17 protein-coding genes are annotated in these 16,964 nt (G+C 63.2%); 14 read left to right on the forward strand and 3 right to left on the reverse strand.

Annotated elements, in window-relative coordinates:
• The first annotated feature begins 12 nt into the window (after positions 1–12).
• The 11 genes from ACIQT2_RS10985 to ACIQT2_RS11035 all read left to right on the forward strand — a co-directional run bounded on the left by ACIQT2_RS10985 (position 13) and on the right by ACIQT2_RS11035 (position 10,308).
• Positions 13–636: a hypothetical protein gene (locus ACIQT2_RS10985; RefSeq protein ID WP_402946265.1), complete on the forward strand. Its 624-nt coding sequence runs from the start codon at positions 13–15 to the stop codon at positions 634–636.
• A 116-nt stretch (positions 637–752) separates the two neighbouring features.
• Complete coding sequence (locus ACIQT2_RS10990; RefSeq protein ID WP_402946267.1) at positions 753–2,618, forward strand: HNH endonuclease; 1,866 nt, start codon at positions 753–755, stop codon at positions 2,616–2,618.
• Positions 2,619–3,047: 429 nt separating this feature from the next.
• Positions 3,048–3,602, forward strand: a complete 555-nt coding sequence (locus tag ACIQT2_RS10995; protein ID WP_402946269.1) for an RNA polymerase sigma factor — start codon at positions 3,048–3,050, stop codon at positions 3,600–3,602.
• Complete coding sequence (locus tag ACIQT2_RS11000; protein ID WP_402946271.1) at positions 3,599–4,399, forward strand: hypothetical protein; 801 nt, start codon at positions 3,599–3,601, stop codon at positions 4,397–4,399. The genes ACIQT2_RS10995 and ACIQT2_RS11000 overlap by 4 nt, the downstream gene beginning before the upstream one ends.
• Positions 4,400–4,437: 38 nt before the next feature.
• Complete coding sequence (locus ACIQT2_RS11005; RefSeq protein WP_400336286.1) at positions 4,438–4,863, forward strand: CoA-binding protein; 426 nt, start codon at positions 4,438–4,440, stop codon at positions 4,861–4,863.
• Positions 4,864–4,977: 114 nt separating this feature from the next.
• The gene (locus ACIQT2_RS11010; RefSeq protein WP_402946274.1) at positions 4,978–5,811 is read left to right on the forward strand and encodes a polysaccharide deacetylase family protein; all 834 of its coding nucleotides are present in this window, start codon (positions 4,978–4,980) and stop codon (positions 5,809–5,811) included.
• Between the two features lie 33 nt (positions 5,812–5,844).
• Complete coding sequence (locus tag ACIQT2_RS11015; protein WP_402946276.1) at positions 5,845–6,267, forward strand: MmcQ/YjbR family DNA-binding protein; 423 nt, start codon at positions 5,845–5,847, stop codon at positions 6,265–6,267.
• A gap of 257 nt (positions 6,268–6,524) precedes the next feature.
• A complete protein-coding gene (gene ngcE, locus ACIQT2_RS11020; RefSeq protein ID WP_402946278.1) occupies positions 6,525–7,934 on the forward strand; it encodes an N-acetylglucosamine/diacetylchitobiose ABC transporter substrate-binding protein in 1,410 nt (469 codons plus the stop codon).
• Positions 7,931–8,956 (forward strand): carbohydrate ABC transporter permease, encoded by a 1,026-nt coding sequence (locus ACIQT2_RS11025; protein WP_402946280.1) that lies wholly within the window; start codon positions 7,931–7,933, stop codon positions 8,954–8,956. The genes ngcE and ACIQT2_RS11025 overlap by 4 nt, the downstream gene beginning before the upstream one ends.
• On the forward strand, positions 8,956–9,849 hold the full coding sequence (locus ACIQT2_RS11030) for a carbohydrate ABC transporter permease (RefSeq protein ID WP_400336277.1): 894 nt from the start codon (positions 8,956–8,958) through the stop codon (positions 9,847–9,849). Before ACIQT2_RS11025 ends, ACIQT2_RS11030 begins: the two co-directional genes overlap by 1 nt.
• Before the next feature lie 135 nt (positions 9,850–9,984).
• Entirely contained in the window at positions 9,985–10,308 is a 324-nt protein-coding gene (locus ACIQT2_RS11035; RefSeq protein ID WP_402946485.1) for a putative quinol monooxygenase, read from the forward strand.
• Positions 10,309–10,423: 115 nt separating this feature from the next.
• On the opposite strand, the gene ACIQT2_RS11040 is transcribed toward ACIQT2_RS11035, so the two are convergent.
• The 3 genes from ACIQT2_RS11040 to ACIQT2_RS11050 are packed head-to-tail and all read right to left on the reverse strand — an operon-like array spanning position 10,424 to position 13,547.
• A complete protein-coding gene (locus ACIQT2_RS11040) occupies positions 10,424–10,717 on the reverse strand; it encodes a DUF503 domain-containing protein (RefSeq protein WP_402946282.1) in 294 nt (97 codons plus the stop codon).
• Positions 10,718–10,722: 5 nt separating this feature from the next.
• Positions 10,723–11,184: a hypothetical protein gene (locus ACIQT2_RS11045; RefSeq protein ID WP_402946284.1), complete on the reverse strand. Its 462-nt coding sequence runs from the start codon at positions 11,182–11,184 to the stop codon at positions 10,723–10,725.
• Positions 11,185–11,213: 29 nt separating this feature from the next.
• Complete coding sequence (locus ACIQT2_RS11050) at positions 11,214–13,547, reverse strand: DNA/RNA non-specific endonuclease (RefSeq protein WP_402946286.1); 2,334 nt, start codon at positions 13,545–13,547, stop codon at positions 11,214–11,216.
• A 396-nt stretch (positions 13,548–13,943) separates the two neighbouring features.
• Between ACIQT2_RS11050 and ACIQT2_RS11055 the strand changes: the two genes are divergently transcribed.
• From ACIQT2_RS11055 to ACIQT2_RS11065, 3 genes are read left to right on the forward strand one after another with little or no spacing between them, the layout of a single operon-like run.
• A complete protein-coding gene (locus tag ACIQT2_RS11055; RefSeq protein ID WP_402946288.1) occupies positions 13,944–15,122 on the forward strand; it encodes a GGDEF domain-containing protein in 1,179 nt (392 codons plus the stop codon).
• Entirely contained in the window at positions 15,119–15,622 is a 504-nt protein-coding gene (locus ACIQT2_RS11060) for a hypothetical protein (RefSeq protein WP_400270966.1), read from the forward strand. Before ACIQT2_RS11055 ends, ACIQT2_RS11060 begins: the two co-directional genes overlap by 4 nt.
• Positions 15,619–16,962 carry a putative bifunctional diguanylate cyclase/phosphodiesterase gene (locus ACIQT2_RS11065; protein ID WP_402946290.1) on the forward strand — a complete coding sequence of 448 codons (1,344 nt, stop codon included), beginning with the start codon at positions 15,619–15,621 and terminating at the stop codon, positions 16,960–16,962. Before ACIQT2_RS11060 ends, ACIQT2_RS11065 begins: the two co-directional genes overlap by 4 nt.
• The last annotated feature ends 2 nt before the right edge of the window (positions 16,963–16,964 follow it).

Below are 16,964 nucleotides of genomic sequence, written 5' to 3' on the forward strand. Positions count from 1 at the left end.
ATGGGGTGTGGCGTGGCCAAGTCTGACGCTTTTTGGATGCGTAATCTCAAGGCATCCGTGTCGTTTCTCATACAGTTTGTTGGTTTTCTCCTGCTGTGGATCCTGTTCGGGGGGAACCCCGCAACCGCGGCCATCTCCGCAGCAATTCTTGCGGGCTTCTTTACACTGCATCCGTGGATCGACGGTCTACTGACGCGGCGACGATTCACCAAGTGGCGGCACCGTGGCCGCCTTGAATGCTGGATCCGGCACGGTGAGAGTTCCCGAATTGGCCTCTGGCGGGGGTGGGAGCGCGGCTTCGTTTCGTTCCGGCCGCCCAGTGTGGACTTTGTTCGGAACAGTCCTTTTCGGCCGCCCGACAACGGGCTCATCACCTTCCTGGTTTCGGAGGTTCAGGTGGGCTCCGTGGCCGGCTCCCCTCCTTTGCCGGATGTCAGGTACCTCGGGCCCTACGTTCGCTGCGTCCGGTTGAAGACGACTCTAGGCACGATAGAGCTTGCCGGCTTTCCCGAGGCATTGGAGGTCTTGGAAAGAGAATTGCTGGCGGCCTCGGCGCGCGTCTACACTGGCGCGCTGGACGCTTCGCCTCCTAGGATCCCCGAAGGCTACGAAGCCCCGACGGACGCGCCGGAGTAGTGGAGCTCTCAAAGACTCCGTGCTGTGGAGGAACAGTGCTGGGGGAGCTTTTGCGGCTGTCCACATAGGCCTGTCGGGGTCTTATTCCGGTGTTTCTGGGCTGGAAGAGTGGGGGTATGGACGGGTTTTCGGGGCAGTTGGGTGGTGGTGTTGGTGGCGCTGCCGGGGTTGCTGCTGCCTTCGGTCATGTGTGTGTGGAACGCTCCTTGGCGGCGGGCTGGTCGATTGCGGATTTGATCGCAGTTGTTGGTGCGCTTGAGCCCGCGGGCGACAGCGGGGCGTTGGTTGATCAGTTGCGGGGTTTGGAGGATGTGAAGTCGGCGGTGTCGGCGGCGCAGGCGAGGGTGGCTGTGGCGTTTGATCTGGCCCAGCGCCGGGAGCAGGCCGCGGCGGGGGTTCCGGCCTCGGAGCGGGGTAGGGGTGTGGGGGCGCAGGTGGCGTTGGCGCGGCGTGAGTCCCCGAACAAGGGGGCCCGGTTGTTGGGGTTGGCGAAAGCACTCGTGACGGAGATGCCGCGGACGTTGGCTGCGTTGGAGACGGGGCGGTTGAATGAGTGGCGGGCGACGTTGTTGGTGCGGGAAACGGCGTGTTTGTCGGTGGAGGACCGGTGCGCGGTGGATGAGGAGTTGGCCGCGGATACGGGCACGTTCGACGGGCGGGGTGACCGGGCGATTGTGGCTGCGGTGAAGGCTGCGTCGTATCGGCGGGATCCGGCCTCGGTGACCCGGCGGGCGGCGTATGCGGTGAATGAGCGGAACGTGGGGTTGCGTCCTGCGCCGGACACGATGACGTACCTGACCGCACTGTTGCCGGTGGCTCAGGGGGTGGCTGCGTACGCGGCGCTGACCCGGGCCGCGGGGACGGCCCGCTCTGCCGGTGATGCGCGGTCCAAGGGGCAGGTGATGGCCGATACTTTGGTGGAGCGGTTGACCGGGACCCCGGGTGGTGTCGCGGGGGTGCACGTGGAAGTGGTGATGACGGATCGGACGTTGTTGCAGGGTGATAGTGAACCGGCGAGGTTGAAGGGCTACGGCATCGTCCCGGCCGGCTGGGCGCGGGAGTTGATCAAGAACGGCCCCGACAACGACCCGGCCACACCCGCCCGTCAAGTGGCGGGCGGCGACCCGGCAACACGTGCCGGGCGGGAGGCCGGCAATGGTCCCGAAAGGCCTCCCGGGCCATCCGGGTCAGCCGGGTTTGCCGGACGGGAAGCGGTCGGCGGTAGGACTGTAGGCGACTGCCGGGAAGCAGCCGGTGCCGGGCAAGGGGCCGGCAACTGGCCACCCGGGTTTGCCGGGCTTGGTGTGGAAACAACCGTGGACGGCCCGGGCGCCGGTGATGCCCCAGGCCTTCACGAGGATTTCGATGTCTGGATCCGGCGGCTGTACACGGCGCCGGGAACCAATGAGCTGCTGGCCACTGATTCCAAGGCCAGGTTGTTCCCGCAGGGGATGCGCAGGTTCATCCAGACCCGTGATGACACGTGCCGCACACCTTACTGCGACGCGCCCATCCGCCACTACGACCACGTCCTGGCCTGGCACTCCGGTGGAAAGACCACCCTGGCCAACGGCGCAGGGCTGTGCGAAGCCTGCAACCACACCAAAGAAAACCCCGGCTGGAACACCAACCCAAGCGATCAGGGACCACGAAGTCTGGAGGTCAGGACCCCCACCGGACACCGCTACCAATCCACAGCCCCACCACTCCCCGGAACCGGCGACCCAGCCGCTGAACACGCTGACGGGTCACCTGTTAATGGGTCCGTTGTGGCGGGAGACCCGGGAGGGCTGCTGGTCGACGGGAACCTTGTGGCGGGAGACCCGGGAGGGCTGCTGGTCGACGGGAACCTTAGGGCGGGAGACCCGGGAGGGCTGCTGGTCGACGGGAACCTTGTGGCGGGAGACCCGGGAAGCCGACCCGAAGCCAGGTTTGGGAAGCAAGCCCGGCCGCGGGCAACAGCATCGGCGACGGCTCGCTAGAGGGAGTACCTGACGATCGGAACCACAGGGTCCTTCCGGCCCACCTGAGTCATACCCAACAGGTCCGCCGCGGGCCGCAAACAACCCTGCCGTGGACCGCAAACAGCCAAGCCGAGGCATCCAAAGAAGCCCACCAAAACGCCCGCCAAAAAACTTTTCAAAAACTTCGTACCCCGCGTAACCCTTTGGCGTCCCCCAACGATTACCTCTTTGAAAGGGCCGAGCTGGAATTTGTCCCCCATCATGTTCCAGCTCGGCTCTTCTTTCGTCTCGAGGCGGTTTCCGGATTCAACGGAGATTCCGGGAGACATGCAGGGTGTCCTTTGGGCCGCCCGGCAGAACAGATAACCTAGGTGAGGTTGTGCGCCCATCGACGGCGCACAGCTTGGCTGTAAGCCGCGGACCTGCCACCGATCGAAAGTCTCTTCTGTGACCGACGCATTGACCGATGAAGCGCTGCACGCGCTGAAGGGCAATAACGCGGAACTGTTCAGCGCCGTTTACCAAGCCTATGCGGGCCAGGTCCTCGGTTACTTGACGGCCAAGGGTGTACCCGATCCCGAAGCCGTCACCCAGGACGTGTTCCTGGCCGTCCTGCCCAGGCTTGATGATCTCAGCGGTGGCGTCAGCGGGCTGCGGACTTTCGTCTTTTCGGTGGCGCACGCCCGCATGGTTGACGAGCATCGGAAGCAAAGCCGGGCTCCTGAGCAGCACGAGTTCGAGGCTGACCGGGACACCCGTGCTTCGGAGTCTGCCGAATCGGCGGCCATGGAACTGCTGGGCCCCGGCGAGGTCCTGAAGCTTCTGGACGGCTTGGGAGAGGACCATCGGGAGGTCCTTGCCCTCCGAATTGTCGCGGGGCTGACGGTGGAACAGGTTGCCGACATCATGGGGAAATCGGCCGGAGCAGTTAAGCAGCTGCAACGGCGGGCATTGATCACGCTCCGTGAGCACTCGGTGGTAAAGGAATACGTGTCGTCATGACATATAAGGATGTGGAACGCAGGGCTCTTGTTGACGAGCTCCTGCTTGACGCCGACCTGGACGGCGACTCCGATCTTCGGACAACACTGCTTTCCGTGGGCTCGTACGCCAGCCTTCCGGCTCCCACCCCCAACGCCGAACTCGCAGCGATGTTGGCCGGTCCCCACGACGAACTGAGCAAGCGGCGCTGGAAGCGCAAGCACCGTGCCGCCGTCGTCAGCGTTGCAGTGGCGGCTGCCATGGGACTTGGCGTCAGCGGGGTGGCGGCGGCGAGCTCCGGGTTCACGCGGCATCCGGCCTTCATCGACGAACTGTTCGGAAACCTGGCACCGCATGCAACGGCCGGTCCGACGGCGCTGCCCACCCCTGATGCCCCCAAGGTGGCCACTGAGGAGGGGCGTCAGGTGGACCCGGCGGCGATTCCGGCTCCGGCGATCACGGGAGACCCGGTGCCCACAACGGCGCCCGCCCCGGTGATTTCAGCTCAAAGCACTCCGGCAGCAGACCCAGCGGCGCAAGCGCCAGCCGCCCAGCCGGCAGCCCCAAATACCGAGGCGACCCGGGGCCCGGCGGCCAAGCCCGCCGAGACCAAGCCAAGCAACCCGGCTACCAAGCCCGGTCCGGTCAAGCCCAGCAAACCGGCCAAACCGGAGCAGGACGCACAGGACAAAAAGCAAGGCACCGGCCATACGAAAGCCAACGCCGGCGAACAAAGTCAGGACGGCGACGAACTTGCCGGCCGCTTGCCCTCGTTCATGGACAAACTGAAAGAGTGGTTCACGCCGTCAACGCGCTGATCCGCGTACGCGCCGCGCTCGACAGGTAGGCTGGAGCGATGATGCAGGTCAATGACCCGGCCGTCGTCGAGCGGTTGATGCGGACAAAAGGCACTTGGGCCATTGTGGGCCTCAGCAACAACGAGTGGCGCTCGGCCTACGATGTCGCGCTCTACGTTCGGGACAAGATGGGCATGGAAATCATCCCCGTGAATCTCAAGGGCGAGGAAGTCCACGGCGAGAAGGGCTATCAGACCCTCGCCGAGATCCCTGCCGAGAAGCACCCTATCGACGTCGTGGATTGCTTCGTCAATTCCGAGCGCGTCGGCGCGGTCATAGACCAAGCGATTGCGGTGGGCGCCAAGGCCGTATGGCTCCAGTTGGGCGTGTTCGACGACGCCGCTTGCCAACGCGCGCGGGATGCCGGACTCGATGTGGTAGTCAACTCCTGCCCGGCGCGCGAAGGCTGGCACTACGGCTTATAAAGAGCGCGCCGATTCTCCTGCTAATCTGCGACTGAATCATTCCTTAGTCCATGGGGGACAGCCGTGTGTGAGCAGCATTCTGCGGTGCAATTTTCCGCGCCCAGCAGGCGGGCCATGTTGGGGGTACTTGGCGCATCGGTGGTCGCCGGACTGACGGCATGCAGCGTCGGCGAAAGTACGACGACGGGGCTGCCGCCGGCTACGCCAACTGCCTCGCCCGACCTGCCCGCCGGCAACGGCGCCCTGGCCGCGGGTGGCGAGATCCCGACGTCGTCCGCTCCATCACCGACGCCGACTCCGACAGCCACCAAGCGGATCCGCCGCACGTTCATCCCGGACTACCAGTTGCCGCCCATCGTGGGCGGTCTCGCCCCGGTGATCACCAAGATTCCCACGCAGCATCCTGTGGTATTCCTGACCATCGACGACGGCAACATCAAGACGCCGGAGTCGGTGAAGCTCATGGCCGAGTATGACTACCCGGTGTCGCTGTTCCTCACCAGGGACACGATCGCCGACAACCCGGCGTTCTTCAAAGCCTTCCAAGCCCAGGGCAGCCTGGTGGAAAACCACACGGTAAGCCACAACATCAACATGGTGCGGCAGTGGGGCTACCAGCAGCAGCTCAATGACATGGTGGGGATGCAGGACTACGCCGCGCAGCAGTACGGCCGCAAGCCCACGCTGTTCCGTCCGCCGGGTGGAGCGTATTCCAACGTGATGCGCCAGGCCGTCGCGGCCGCGGGCATGAAGGCGATCGTCACCTGGGAAGCCAAGGCGAATGCCGGCAAGATGGACTACCAGGTGGGGAACTCGCTGCGGCCCGGCGACATTGTGCTTATGCATTTCCGGGCCGAGTTCGCCGCCGACCTCGCCGCGTTCCGTGCAGCCCAGCTCGCCGCGGGCTTGGAAGTGGTGCTGCTGGAGGACTTCCTGGGCGTCGCCTAAGGGTGCGCATAGGCGGACTAGTACCCTCGAACCATGGACGTTCCCAGCCTTCGCGAGATTTGCCTCAGCTTTCCCGGTGCGTTCGAGGACTTCCCCTTCGGGCCCGAAACGTCGGTATTCAAGGTACGGTCGGCCGTTGCGGGCGGTGCCCGGCACGAGGCCAAGATGTTTGCGCTTTCGGCCATGAATCCGGACGACTGGTCCGTGAGCCTGAAGTGCGAACCGGCGCTGGCGGAGCAGCTGCGGGCAGCCCACCCTGAGATCACGGGTGCGTGGCACATGAACAAGACGCACTGGAACGGCGTCCGCCTGGACGGTGGCCTGCCGGATGACATGATCCGGGACATGGTTGAGGATTCCTATGACCTGGTGGTTGCGACGCTCAGCCGCAAGCAGCAGGAACAGCTTGGTTGGGCACGGCTGGCCAGCCCTCGAAGCGACTCCAGCGCCGGGTAAAACGCCCTGTTCAAGCACTCCCCACGCCGCCATGTTGGGTCTAGATTGAGAGTGCACACCGGCAAAACCTGGTTCTTACATTTGATCACGCTTTGACAAATCTTGATTGAAACTGCCAAGAAATATTGATTTTCGATCATTCGTGGTGAAGTATGTCACACGAAGGTTGGCGTCCCAGAGCGCCAGCCCCAGACTGTCCCACCCTCCGGCCCCAGCTGGACCAGGTGGACATAACGAGTCACTAAAGGGGTATTGAAATGACCATTCAGCACCAGTCCCTTGGCCGCCGCGGATTCCTGCGCGGAGCACTTGCTGCAGCTGTGCTCGTCCCCATGGGCGGGACCATCGCGTCGTGTGCAGCCGGCGGTGGCGGAACCTCCACCGGACCCACGGGTACCGTCTCGGACACCAACCCGTTTGGCATGGCGGACAAAGCCACCGTTGACGCCGTGATCTTCAAGGGCGGCTACGGGATCGACTATGTCGAGTTCGCCGGCAAGGCCTTCGAAAAGGCGCATGACGGCTCAACCGCCAAGATTGCCCCGTCCACGGATATCGCCCAGGAACTCCAGCCGCGCTTCGTCGGTGGCAACCCGCCGGACCTGATCGACAACTCCGGTGCCAAGGCCATCGGCTTCAGCACCATCCTGGCCCAGCTTGAGGACCTCAACAGCGTGGTGGAGGCCAAGAACCTCGAGGGCAAGGTCATCAAGGACACCCTTTACACCGGTGTCCTGGCGCCAGGGACTTTCGATGGCAAGCTTGCTGCCCTGAACTACGTCCTCACCGTTTTCGCCGTGTGGTACTCGGACGCCCTCCTTAAGGAGAACGGATGGACCGTTCCGAAGACATGGGATGAGATGTATACCCTCGGCGAGCAGGCCAAGGCCAAGGGCAAGTACTTGTTCGTCTGGGGCAAGGAAGCGGCCACCTACTACCAGGAAATGGCCATCGCGTCGGCCATCAAGGAAGGCGGCGACGAGGTCCGCCTGGCACTGGAGAACCTGAAGGCAGACTGCTGGTCGCACCCCGCCATCCAGTCGGTGTTCACCGCACTGGACAAGATCGTCAAGGCCGGCTTCTTCAAGCCGGGCGGTTCGGGAACACAATTCACGGCAGCCCAGGCGCAGTGGAGCAACGCCCAGGAAGCCGTGTTCTACCCGTCCGGTTCCTGGATCGAGAACGAAATGAAGGACCAGACCAAGGCAGGCTTCAACATGACGGGTGCGCCCGTGCCGTCGGTCAGCGCCAGCCCCAAGATGCCGTACGCCTCCCTGCACAGTGCAGCCGGCGAGCCGTTTGTTGTTCCGTCCCAAGGCAAGAACGTGGCCGGTGGCAAGGAATTGCTGCGCGTCATGCTGTCCAAGGACGCCGCAACCAACTTCGCCAAGACCAAGCTGGCCCCCACCATCGTCAAGGACACCGTTCCCGAAGACGGCTTCGGCTCCACGGCTCTCGTTTCGCAGACCAAACTGCTCAAGGACGCCGGGGAAAACATCTACACCTGGAACTTCATCGACCTCTACGGCACCAACAAGGACCAGCTGGTTGTGTGGAACACGTTCCTCGACGGCAAGTCGGACGTGGCGACGCTGACCTCGGCGCTGCAGAACATCACGGACAAGGTCCGCAACGACAGCTCGGTCAAGAAGATTGAAGTGAAGTGACAGCAGTGAAAACGCAAGCGAGCCGGAACGACGACGGCACGGCCGCCGTCGTTCCGGCCACGGCTCCACCACTACTGGTCAAGCGGCGCCGCAAGCCGCTGACGTGGGACAAAGCCAGCTTCTTCCTGGTGTTCCTCGGACTGCCGCTGGTCATTTATCTCGTGTTCGTGATTTGGCCCTTCATCCAGGCTTTCGGCTACTCGCTGACCGACTGGTCCGGCTTCTCGCCCAACCAGAACTTCATCGGCCTGGATAACTATGCCAAGATCTTCACCGACGACATCTTCATGAAGGCCATGGGGAACAACATCCTCCTGGTCATCTTCCTGCCGATCATCACCATCATCCTGAGCCTGGTCCTGGCCACGCTGGTGACTGTGGGCGGGAGCAGCAAAGGCCAGATCAAGGGCCTGCGGAACTCCAGCTTCTACCGGGTTGTTTCCTTCTTCCCTTACACCATCCCGGCCATCGCCATCGGCATCATGTGGGGGCAGATCTACGATCCTTCAGGGGGCCTGCTCAACGGTCTGCTCAGGGGCATCGGGTTGGAGCAGTTCAAGGACTTCGCGTGGCTGGGCAACAAGGACACAGCCATGATCGCCACGATGTTCGTGATCGTCTGGGGCTTTGTTGGCTTCTACATGGTGCTGTTCGTAGCAGGCATCAAGGGCATTCCCGCCGAATTGTTCGAGGCAGCCAGGATTGATGGGGCCGGCCGGTTCCGCACCGCCGTTTCCATCACCATCCCGTTGATCCGGGACAACATCCAGACCGCCTACATCTACATGGGCATCCTGGCCTTGGACGCCTTTGTCTACATGGCCGCACTGAACTCCGGCGGTGGTCCGGACAACTCAACACTGGTCATGTCCCAGCAACTGTTCTTCACGGCCTTCAGCAAGGGCCAATTCGGGCTGGCAAGTGCCATGGGCGTCGTCCTGGCAGTGACCACCCTGATCTTCTCCGGCCTGGTGTTCGTGGTTAACAGGCTCACCGGCGGCGACAAGGATGTGAGCAACTGATGACTACCAAGGTCGCACCTCCGGAAATGAAGTCCCTGCACTTCCAACCGCGCACCCCCGCCACCACGCCCGGTGACAAAGTAGTTGGCGCCATTTCACACACGGCGCTGACCATCTGGTCGCTCATCGTGATCCTGCCGCTCTTGTGGACGTTCATGTCCTCGTTCAAGACGTCCAGCGAGATCTTCGCCTCTCCGTTCGCCTTGCCGTCCCAGTGGCGTTTCGACAACTACGTCAAGGCGTGGAGCGAGGCCGGAATTGGCAGTTACTTCCTCAATTCCGTGATCGTGGTGGGTTGTGCGCTGGTGATCGTCATGGTGCTTGGCGCCATGTGTGCCTACGTCCTGGCCCGCTACACCTTCCCGGGCAGCAAGGCCATCTACTACCTGATGCTCGCCGGCCTGACGTTCCCGATCTTCCTGGCCATGGTTCCGTTGTTCTTTGTGATGCGGAACATCGGGCTGCTCAACACCCTGCCCGGCCTGATCCTGGTGTACGTCGGCTTCGCGCTGCCGTTCACGGTGTTCTTCCTGTTCTCCTTCTTCAAGTCGCTGCCCCACGAAATCACGGAGGCTGCGGCGTTGGACGGAGCAGGGGAGTGGCGGACGTTCTTCCAGGTCATGCTGCCGATGGCCAAGCCGGGCCTCGCCTCGGTTGCCATCTTCAACTTCCTGGGCCTCTGGAACCAGTTCCTCATCCCGGTGTCCATCAACGCAGCCGGTCCACGGGTGCTGTCTCAAGGCCTCGCCGCCTTCGCCGGCCAGATGGGCTACGCCGTGGACTTCGGAGCCTTGTTCGCGGCCGTGACAGTCACCGTGGTGCCGGTGCTGATTGTCTACATCATCTTCCAGCGCCAGCTGCAGGGCTCTGTTTCACAGGGAACCATGAAGTAAGACGGGGAACCATGAAGTAGCGCAAGCCAGCTAAAAACGCCCGACGGCGGTTCGCACCTTGGGTGCGGACCGCCGTCGGGCGTTACTTCTGACAGGATGGAAGGAAACCTACCGTCCACCGAAAGGCCGAAGCCCGTGATCTTCATCGTCGTTAAATTCAACGTCAAGCCCGACTGGTCGGAACGTTGGCTGGACCTGGTGGCCGACTTCACCGAGGCCACCCGCGCCGAGCCCGGCAACCTGTGGTTCGACTGGTCCCGCAGCGTGGACAATCCCAACGAGTTCGTCCTGGTCGAAGCGTTCCAGGATGACGCCGCAGAGGCCCACGTCACGAGCGATCACTTCAAGAAGGCCATGGCTGAGATGCCCCAGGCACTCGCCGAGACGCCGCACATCATCAGCCGCCAGCTCGAAGGCAGTGGCTGGGACCGGATGGGCGAGCTGACCATCGAGGCATAGGCGTACCGCCACCACCTACTTTGACCTCGAACGCCCCCGACACGCCCGTGCTACAGGCATGCTGGGGGCGTTTGCGCGCCAAAGTGGGTCGTGGGGGCACGCCAGCAGGTGGCCACTAGTCCTCGCTGTGGAGTTCCCTCTGCCGCGCGCTGAGCAGCTCAAGCTCGGGCCGGGACGCCACGAACCGTTCAACGGCGTCGAGCACTTCCCTCAGGTGCGCGTGATCCGAGGCGACCATTGCTGCACCCACCATGGCGCGGCGGTGTTGGTCCTGCAGGCCCGTTTCCGAAGCCGAGACGTCGAAGCGCCGCTTCAGCTCGGCGACCAGCGGCCTGACCAGGGAGCGCTTTTCCTTCAGGCTGTGCACGTCGCCCAGGAGCACATCGAATTCAATCCAGCCAATCCACATGGATGCTATTGTCCCGCGGCCTCTTCCAGTTTTTGTTTCAGCCACCCTGGTTGCTTCGCCGCAGCCCGCGGGAATCGCGACTGGTCTTTGGCGTAAACTTCGGGATCGACATCGATCTCCCACTGCGGTTCGTCGTCAAAATTAAAGTCTATCGTGACGCTTCCGGAAGCAGTAACTATGGTGCGTATTCCAAACCATGTCCCCAACCCTGTGCGATAAGAGGCCTGCCGGAGCTCCTGCATTGCACGGGAGATCTCAAAGGATCCGCCATGGTCGTTGAATCGTCCTTCGCTGGAGGCGAATTGTCCAGCCGGGTTGTAGACGCGTATATGCTGCTCATTCGTGGTTGACGTGACGCTGGCAATGAACTCCACGCGGTCGTCCGCCGGGCCGATCAGTCGATGAAGCAGTGAGCCGAGTTTATCGAAGGCTTCGCGTTCGGCGAGGAGATTCCCTTGTTCAGTCATTCTGGAATTCCTTTCTGACCTTTGGCCTATCATCTATGCGAAAATTCCACGGCAAACACGTCAGCCAGACGATTCGGAGTGGGAAAGTTGGACAGGAAATCAACTTCAATTTTGGTCAACGGATCGGCTTTCAACAATGAACGCCACATGTTTTCAACGTTGAAAAAGCTGTCGCCAGCCCCTCTATTGAGCTGTTGCAGCATAGCAAGAATATTGATGTCTTCTCCGCCTCCGCCGAAGCCGTTGGCAAAGACATGGCCACCTTCGTACCCATCTCCACCAATGCGGCCTATGCGCGACTGTATGGATTCGGATCGATCGGCGCTGCCCAGCGCGAGTTGATCTGTGTGACCCAGAACCGAACGCCCCTCCGCATCAGTGACAAATACATGCGCGTGACTTGCCCCGGCGACTGGATTGGGCACTTCGGGATGAACCACGTAAGTGGTGTTTGGCTGGGTGTGTATCAAGTCGGCATTTAGACCTCCACGGTCGCCGTATCGCGTCTCCACATACGACACTTTCCCGTTGTCGTCGGTGTAGAAGTCCCCTCTGCCTTCAACTGAATAGACAGTATTGGGCTCCAGATCTTCGCGTGCTGCGAACGCCGTTCTCGACGATGGTCCACTTGCCCTTGGCACGTGAACGAGTCGCTCCACCGGAGGGCGTGGGTGGTCTCGCGGACTGAGAGGGAGATCAATGCTGCTAAGACCGCGGCGTGGCTGGGGCGTGGGACTGTGTAGCTCCGGCGGCACTGTCGGTTCAGGGTGGGTGTGCGGGACGCCGACGGGGTCAGTGGTGGTGGGGTTGAAGCGTTGGTTCAGGCGGGCTCTGTCGGTGGGGTCGGGGTTGGGTCCGGTTTCGGGGGCGGGGGTGTTCCTGGCCCGGTTGTCGATGTCGTCGCTCCAGCGGCCATTTGACGGTGTCCGGGTCGCCGGGGTTGGGTCCGGTGTGGGGTTGGTGTTGTGTTCGTTGAGCCAGCGGGTGGCCGGACCAGGCCGACCAGTACCGGCAGAGGCAGCCCCTGGTGCTCTTGTTCCTGTGGGGACGCCTGCCGTTGCTGGGGCGGGGTTGTTGTAGTCCTCGATGGTTCTACCTACGGTGGTCAGGAATTCCTGGACGCGTGCGATACCAGCGTCGAGGTTCTTCGCCCACTCGGCGGCCGTTGCGGACCCGAGCACGGCGCTGGATTTAGTGGCCGTGGTCCCGAGCGCGGCAGCGGCTTCCTCCGGCACGGCCGTTCCCGCAACACCGGCACCGGCACCGGCACCGGCTTCGGTGATCGTCGTTGTTTTGGTGATTGTGGTGGGTAGGCCGCGGAGCCTGGCGGCGAGGGTCGTGATGCGGGCTTCGAGGGTGAGGCCGGCACCGGCGCCTCCTGTGGCTGCGGTGGCGAGGTCGAAGGTGGTTTGTCCGCCGGCGCGCCAGTAATCGGTGGCCCATTCGTCGGCGTGCACGGTTTCCTTGATCGCGGCGGTGGCGGTCAGGAGCGCTTCGATATCGCCGTCGTCCATGTCCGTGAAGCCCCGGTCGATCACGGCTTTGGACCGGAACACCGCAGCACCCAACGCCCCCACACCCTGCCAGGTCTGGGCTTGCTGGGTTTTGTCTTTTGTTCCGAACAGCGTGTACAGGCCCTGGACCGCCCCGACGGCGGCGGTCCCGAAACCCTGCACCGCGGACAGGCGGCCCTCGTGCCGGATCGATACCGCCGGCCCCCAGGGCAGGTCAGGGACCGGTGGGTCGGTGCCCAATTGGTGCTGCAGCCAACTGAACCCGTTGGCGACCTGGTCCGTGGAGGCGAACATGCTCCGCCGCGGGACCTCCACTGGGGTGTACCGGTGCCCGTGCGTCAGGGCGGAGAGTTCGTTGGCGCATTGGGTGTCGGAGTCAAGGATCTGCTGGGCCAACCCGGACGCGGCGGACATGAGCCGTTGGTGGGTGTCCACGATCTGGGCCTTCGTGTGCCAGTCATCGTTGGCCAGGATCACCGCGTCCAGCGCCTGCACCTCAGCCCGTAAACCGGTGATGCGGCGCTTGAAGTCCCTTGCCCGGTCCGCGTACGCGTACAGGGTCCTCGCCGCCGCCCCGGTCAGGTCCTTCACCCGGGCCGCTTTGGCCAGGGCCGGGGTGAACGCGCAGAGCACTTGTTCGGCTTCGGGGGTCCGGTAGAAGGCCCGGAGCCCGGACCAGTTCCGGGCCGCGTCCTGAACCCCGTTATGGAACCCCACCCCGGCAACAATCATCGACTGCACCTGGGCGTCCAACACCTCAGAATCAGGCAACGGCGGCAACGTGTCCACATTGATCCCGGACCCACCACCACCGGACGGGACACACACCTGCGTGAAATCCGCACTCATTGATCGATCCCGTTCATGGCCCAGCCCCAATCCGCCGTTGCTTCACGAGGAAGCCTGCCCCACAAAATCGCGTCTAGGTGGCGAAATAGATTCCGTAGGTGTTGGCCATCCGCGGAATCTCGGGGTTCCTGTAATGCCGAATCGGTCAAAAGCTAAAAATTAGGGGTTTTGAGAAATCGTCTAGGTGGTGGCTTTGGGCTTTCTTGATCCAATCTTGACGAAATGCCGCAGGGAGGTTGAGCCAACGGGATCACACTGAAACCACGGATCACCCAGGGGGGAGATGAGTGGACATGGGCAATATTGCTGGCCGGTGCAACACGTGGGCAGGTGCTGCTGTGACAGGAACCCCGTCATGGTAGAAATTGGCGTGGGACCAACTGGCAGGAGCTAACCATGGTGCTCGACGCTTTCTCGGTGAGGGTAGCCCTCGGTGTGGTCACCCTGACCCTCTTTGTGCTGTTCTTCACCTCCTACCGACGCACCAAGTCGCCATATGCGGGCTGGTGGGGCATTGCCTTGCTGGAATACATGCTCGGCAACGCGGCTTTCCTGCTCAACGGTACCCTCCACCAAACCTGGGCGAACCCCTTGGGCAACGTCCTGGTGGTGGCAGGTTCCTACAGCGTTTGGGCGGGAGCCCGCACCTTGCGGGACAAGAAGGCAGCTCCCTGGCAGCTTGCCGTCGCACCATTGATCACGGCCGTGGCTTCCTTCATGGAGAATCCCGCCACCAACGTGTGGTCCGGGGGCTTTGTCTACCTGGGCATGATGACCATTGGCATTGCATTGGCCGCCAAGGATCTCTGGTTCATCAAGGCGTCGCTCTCACAAGTGCACAAGGGTTTGTCCATCGCGGCAGGCCTGCTGGCCGTCTACTATCTGGGCCGGTGGGTGGCTTACGCCATCGACGGCCCATTCAGCGAGGTGTTCCGGACCTACTTCGGTCCGGCACCGTCGGGCCTGGTATCGCTGGTGCTGCTGGTCACCGTTTCTTTCAGCATGACGGCACTCAGCAGCGACCAACTGATCAAGGGACTCCGTGAACGCGCCAGCAGGGACCACCTGACCGGGCTCCTCAACCGCGGAACGTTCCTTGACCTGGCCGGCACCGAACTCAACCGCCTGCGGGGCACCGACTCGAGTGCCGCCGTCGTGCTGGCCGATCTTGACCACTTCAAGGCGGTCAACGATGAACACGGCCACCGCGCCGGCGATGCCGCCCTCAAGGCGTTCGCCGAGGCCTGCCGCGCCAGTGTTCGTTCCACGGATCTTGTGGGCCGCTACGGCGGGGAAGAGTTCGTCCTCTTCCTGCCCGGTGCCACGCAGGAGCGCGCGGAAAACGTGGCAGTGGAGATCAGCCGCCGCATGTCCACCATGGAAGTGCCCGGAGGCGGCACCTTCCCAACAGTCAGCTACGGGGTCACATCCAGCACTCCGGCCACCGCGGACCTCACCTTCATGATCGAAGTTGCGGACGCGGCACTCTACAGCGCCAAGGCGCAAGGACGAAACAGGATTGTCGGAGCAGACCGCCTCGGGGCGGCCACTATCGCTGATGAGGCACGATCATGACCATCAATGGACTGACCACCAGGATCCAGATCCAGCACACCCAGGAGCTGAACGCGTTCCGGCAGGACATCACCAGCCCGCCCTACCAGGCGGGCACGGCCACGGCACTGAACACTGCCCGCCGGTCGGTCCGGATGAATCCGGTCCAGTCGGTGGAGGACGGTAATGCGAGCCTGACCATCGTGGCCGACGTCCAAGGCCTCGCGTGGTTCACGGCGGACAAGGGCCTGCAGGGGAGCTGCATCACCCTTTCCATCGCGGGACACCGCCGCGCCACCGGCACGCGTCTTTCCTTGCCGCTGGCCGAATGTGACGCCTGGATCGAGGCGATCCTCGGCGGATCCTGGATCACCCACGTTTACCGTTCCGGGGCCAGTCCGGAGCCGGGTGGGAAGCTGGATGTTGCGTCCTACCGGCTCTTCCTGGACGAGCGCAGCAACCCCGTTGCCAAACCGAAGTCCGTGGTAGACGACAGCTTGCGCCGCTTGGAATTGTCTTGAACGCCAAGGGCGAGCTTCACCCGGCCCGCGAGTCCGAGGGACGCGAGCCGCGTACGGACCCGTTGACGGGGCTCGGCGACCGGTTTGCCTTGGAGAGCGCCCTGGTGGAGGTACAAAAGGCAGAGGGAGGCTTGCCCGCAGCCTTGCTGTTGCTGGACCTTGACGGCTTCAAAGCCCTGAAGAAATCGGTGGGCCATGCGGCCGCGGACCAGGTCCTGATGACCGTCGCCATGCGCCTCCGCGAAACAGTGGGGGAGCACGACGTCGTCACTCGCCTGGGTGGCGACGAATTCGCGGTGCTGTTGCGCGCCACCCCTCTTGCCAGGGCTACCGCCGCCGGGAACCGCATTCTGGCAGCGCTGGAACCCGAGATCGACCTCGGGACCGAAAGCGTCCAGTGCAGGGCCAGCGTGGGGCTGCGGATGGTTGAACCGCACCACTCGCCCAGTGAGCTGCTCCTTGAAGCGGACATGGCCATGGAGGAATCCAAGGCCGAGGGCCGGAACAAGGTCAAGAACTTCGATCCCGCCACCCTTCTGGCGCGCCAACTCCAGCGGCAAATCGTGGGGGACTTGGCCCACGCCATCGACTCCGACCAGTTGGTGTTGTACTACCAGCCGATCGTTGAACTGGCTACCGGACGCCTCCAAGGCAGCGAAGCACTGGTCCGTTGGAACCACCCCGAGCATGGGCTCATCATGCCGGACCGCTTCATTCCCATCGCCGAGTCTTCCGGCCTGATCGCGAAGCTGGGCCGCTGGGTACTGCGGACCTCCGTGGCCCAGCTGGCGCAGTGGCGGCAGGATCCGGAAACCGCGCACCACGACTTCACCATGCGCATCAACGTTTCCGCACCGGACCTGCAAAGCCTGGAATTCGTGGACGATGTGCGCGAAGCCCTGTCCGGGGCCGGGCTTCCACCCGAATCCCTGGTCCTGGAGCTCACCGAGAGCGCCATCATCCAGAACAACGAACTCGACCGTTACACCCTCATGAGCCTGCACCGGCTGGGCGTGGGCCTGGAGATCGACGATTTCGGCACGGGATACTCGTCCATGGGGTACCTCCGGAAACTGCCGGTGGACCACGTGAAGGTGGACCGGGAGTTCGTCCGGGACCTGGGGAAGGACGACACCCAGTTGACGTTCCTCGCCGCCATCCAGCAAGTGATCCGGTCCTGCGGGCTGGACGGGATCTGGGAAGGGATCGAGACGGCAGAGCAGGCCGAGGCCCTGCGGAGCATCGGATGTACCAGCGGCCAGGGCTACTACTTTGGCCGTCCGGTGCCCGGGCCCGAGTTCACGGAAAACCTGAAGCGGCAGCAGACCTGGCCTGGGTAAAC

Origin of the sequence: Paenarthrobacter sp. NPDC090522 (assembly GCF_044769225.1) — a bacterium.
Taxonomy (GTDB): Bacteria; Actinomycetota; Actinomycetes; order Actinomycetales; family Micrococcaceae; genus Arthrobacter.

Excerpts from the sequence above, each read along its gene's own strand:
- ACIQT2_RS10990 (WP_402946267.1), top strand. The coding sequence starts at position 753 with ATGGACGGGTTTTCGGGGCAGTTGGGTGGTGGTGTTGGTGGCGCTGCC.
- ACIQT2_RS11000 (WP_402946271.1), top strand. The coding sequence starts at position 3,599 with ATGACATATAAGGATGTGGAACGCAGGGCTCTTGTTGACGAGCTCCTG.
- ACIQT2_RS11005 (WP_400336286.1), top strand. The coding sequence starts at position 4,438 with ATGATGCAGGTCAATGACCCGGCCGTCGTCGAGCGGTTGATGCGGACA.
- ACIQT2_RS11010 (WP_402946274.1), top strand. The coding sequence starts at position 4,978 with ATGTTGGGGGTACTTGGCGCATCGGTGGTCGCCGGACTGACGGCATGC.
- ACIQT2_RS11015 (WP_402946276.1), top strand. The coding sequence starts at position 5,845 with ATGGACGTTCCCAGCCTTCGCGAGATTTGCCTCAGCTTTCCCGGTGCG.
- ngcE (WP_402946278.1), top strand. The coding sequence starts at position 6,525 with ATGACCATTCAGCACCAGTCCCTTGGCCGCCGCGGATTCCTGCGCGGA.
- ACIQT2_RS11030 (WP_400336277.1), top strand. The coding sequence starts at position 8,956 with ATGACTACCAAGGTCGCACCTCCGGAAATGAAGTCCCTGCACTTCCAA.
- ACIQT2_RS11040 (WP_402946282.1), bottom strand. The coding sequence starts at position 10,717 with ATGTGGATTGGCTGGATTGAATTCGATGTGCTCCTGGGCGACGTGCAC.
- ACIQT2_RS11045 (WP_402946284.1), bottom strand. The coding sequence starts at position 11,184 with ATGACTGAACAAGGGAATCTCCTCGCCGAACGCGAAGCCTTCGATAAA.
- ACIQT2_RS11050 (WP_402946286.1), bottom strand. The coding sequence starts at position 13,547 with ATGAGTGCGGATTTCACGCAGGTGTGTGTCCCGTCCGGTGGTGGTGGG.
- ACIQT2_RS11055 (WP_402946288.1), top strand. The coding sequence starts at position 13,944 with ATGGTGCTCGACGCTTTCTCGGTGAGGGTAGCCCTCGGTGTGGTCACC.
- ACIQT2_RS11060 (WP_400270966.1), top strand. The coding sequence starts at position 15,119 with ATGACCATCAATGGACTGACCACCAGGATCCAGATCCAGCACACCCAG.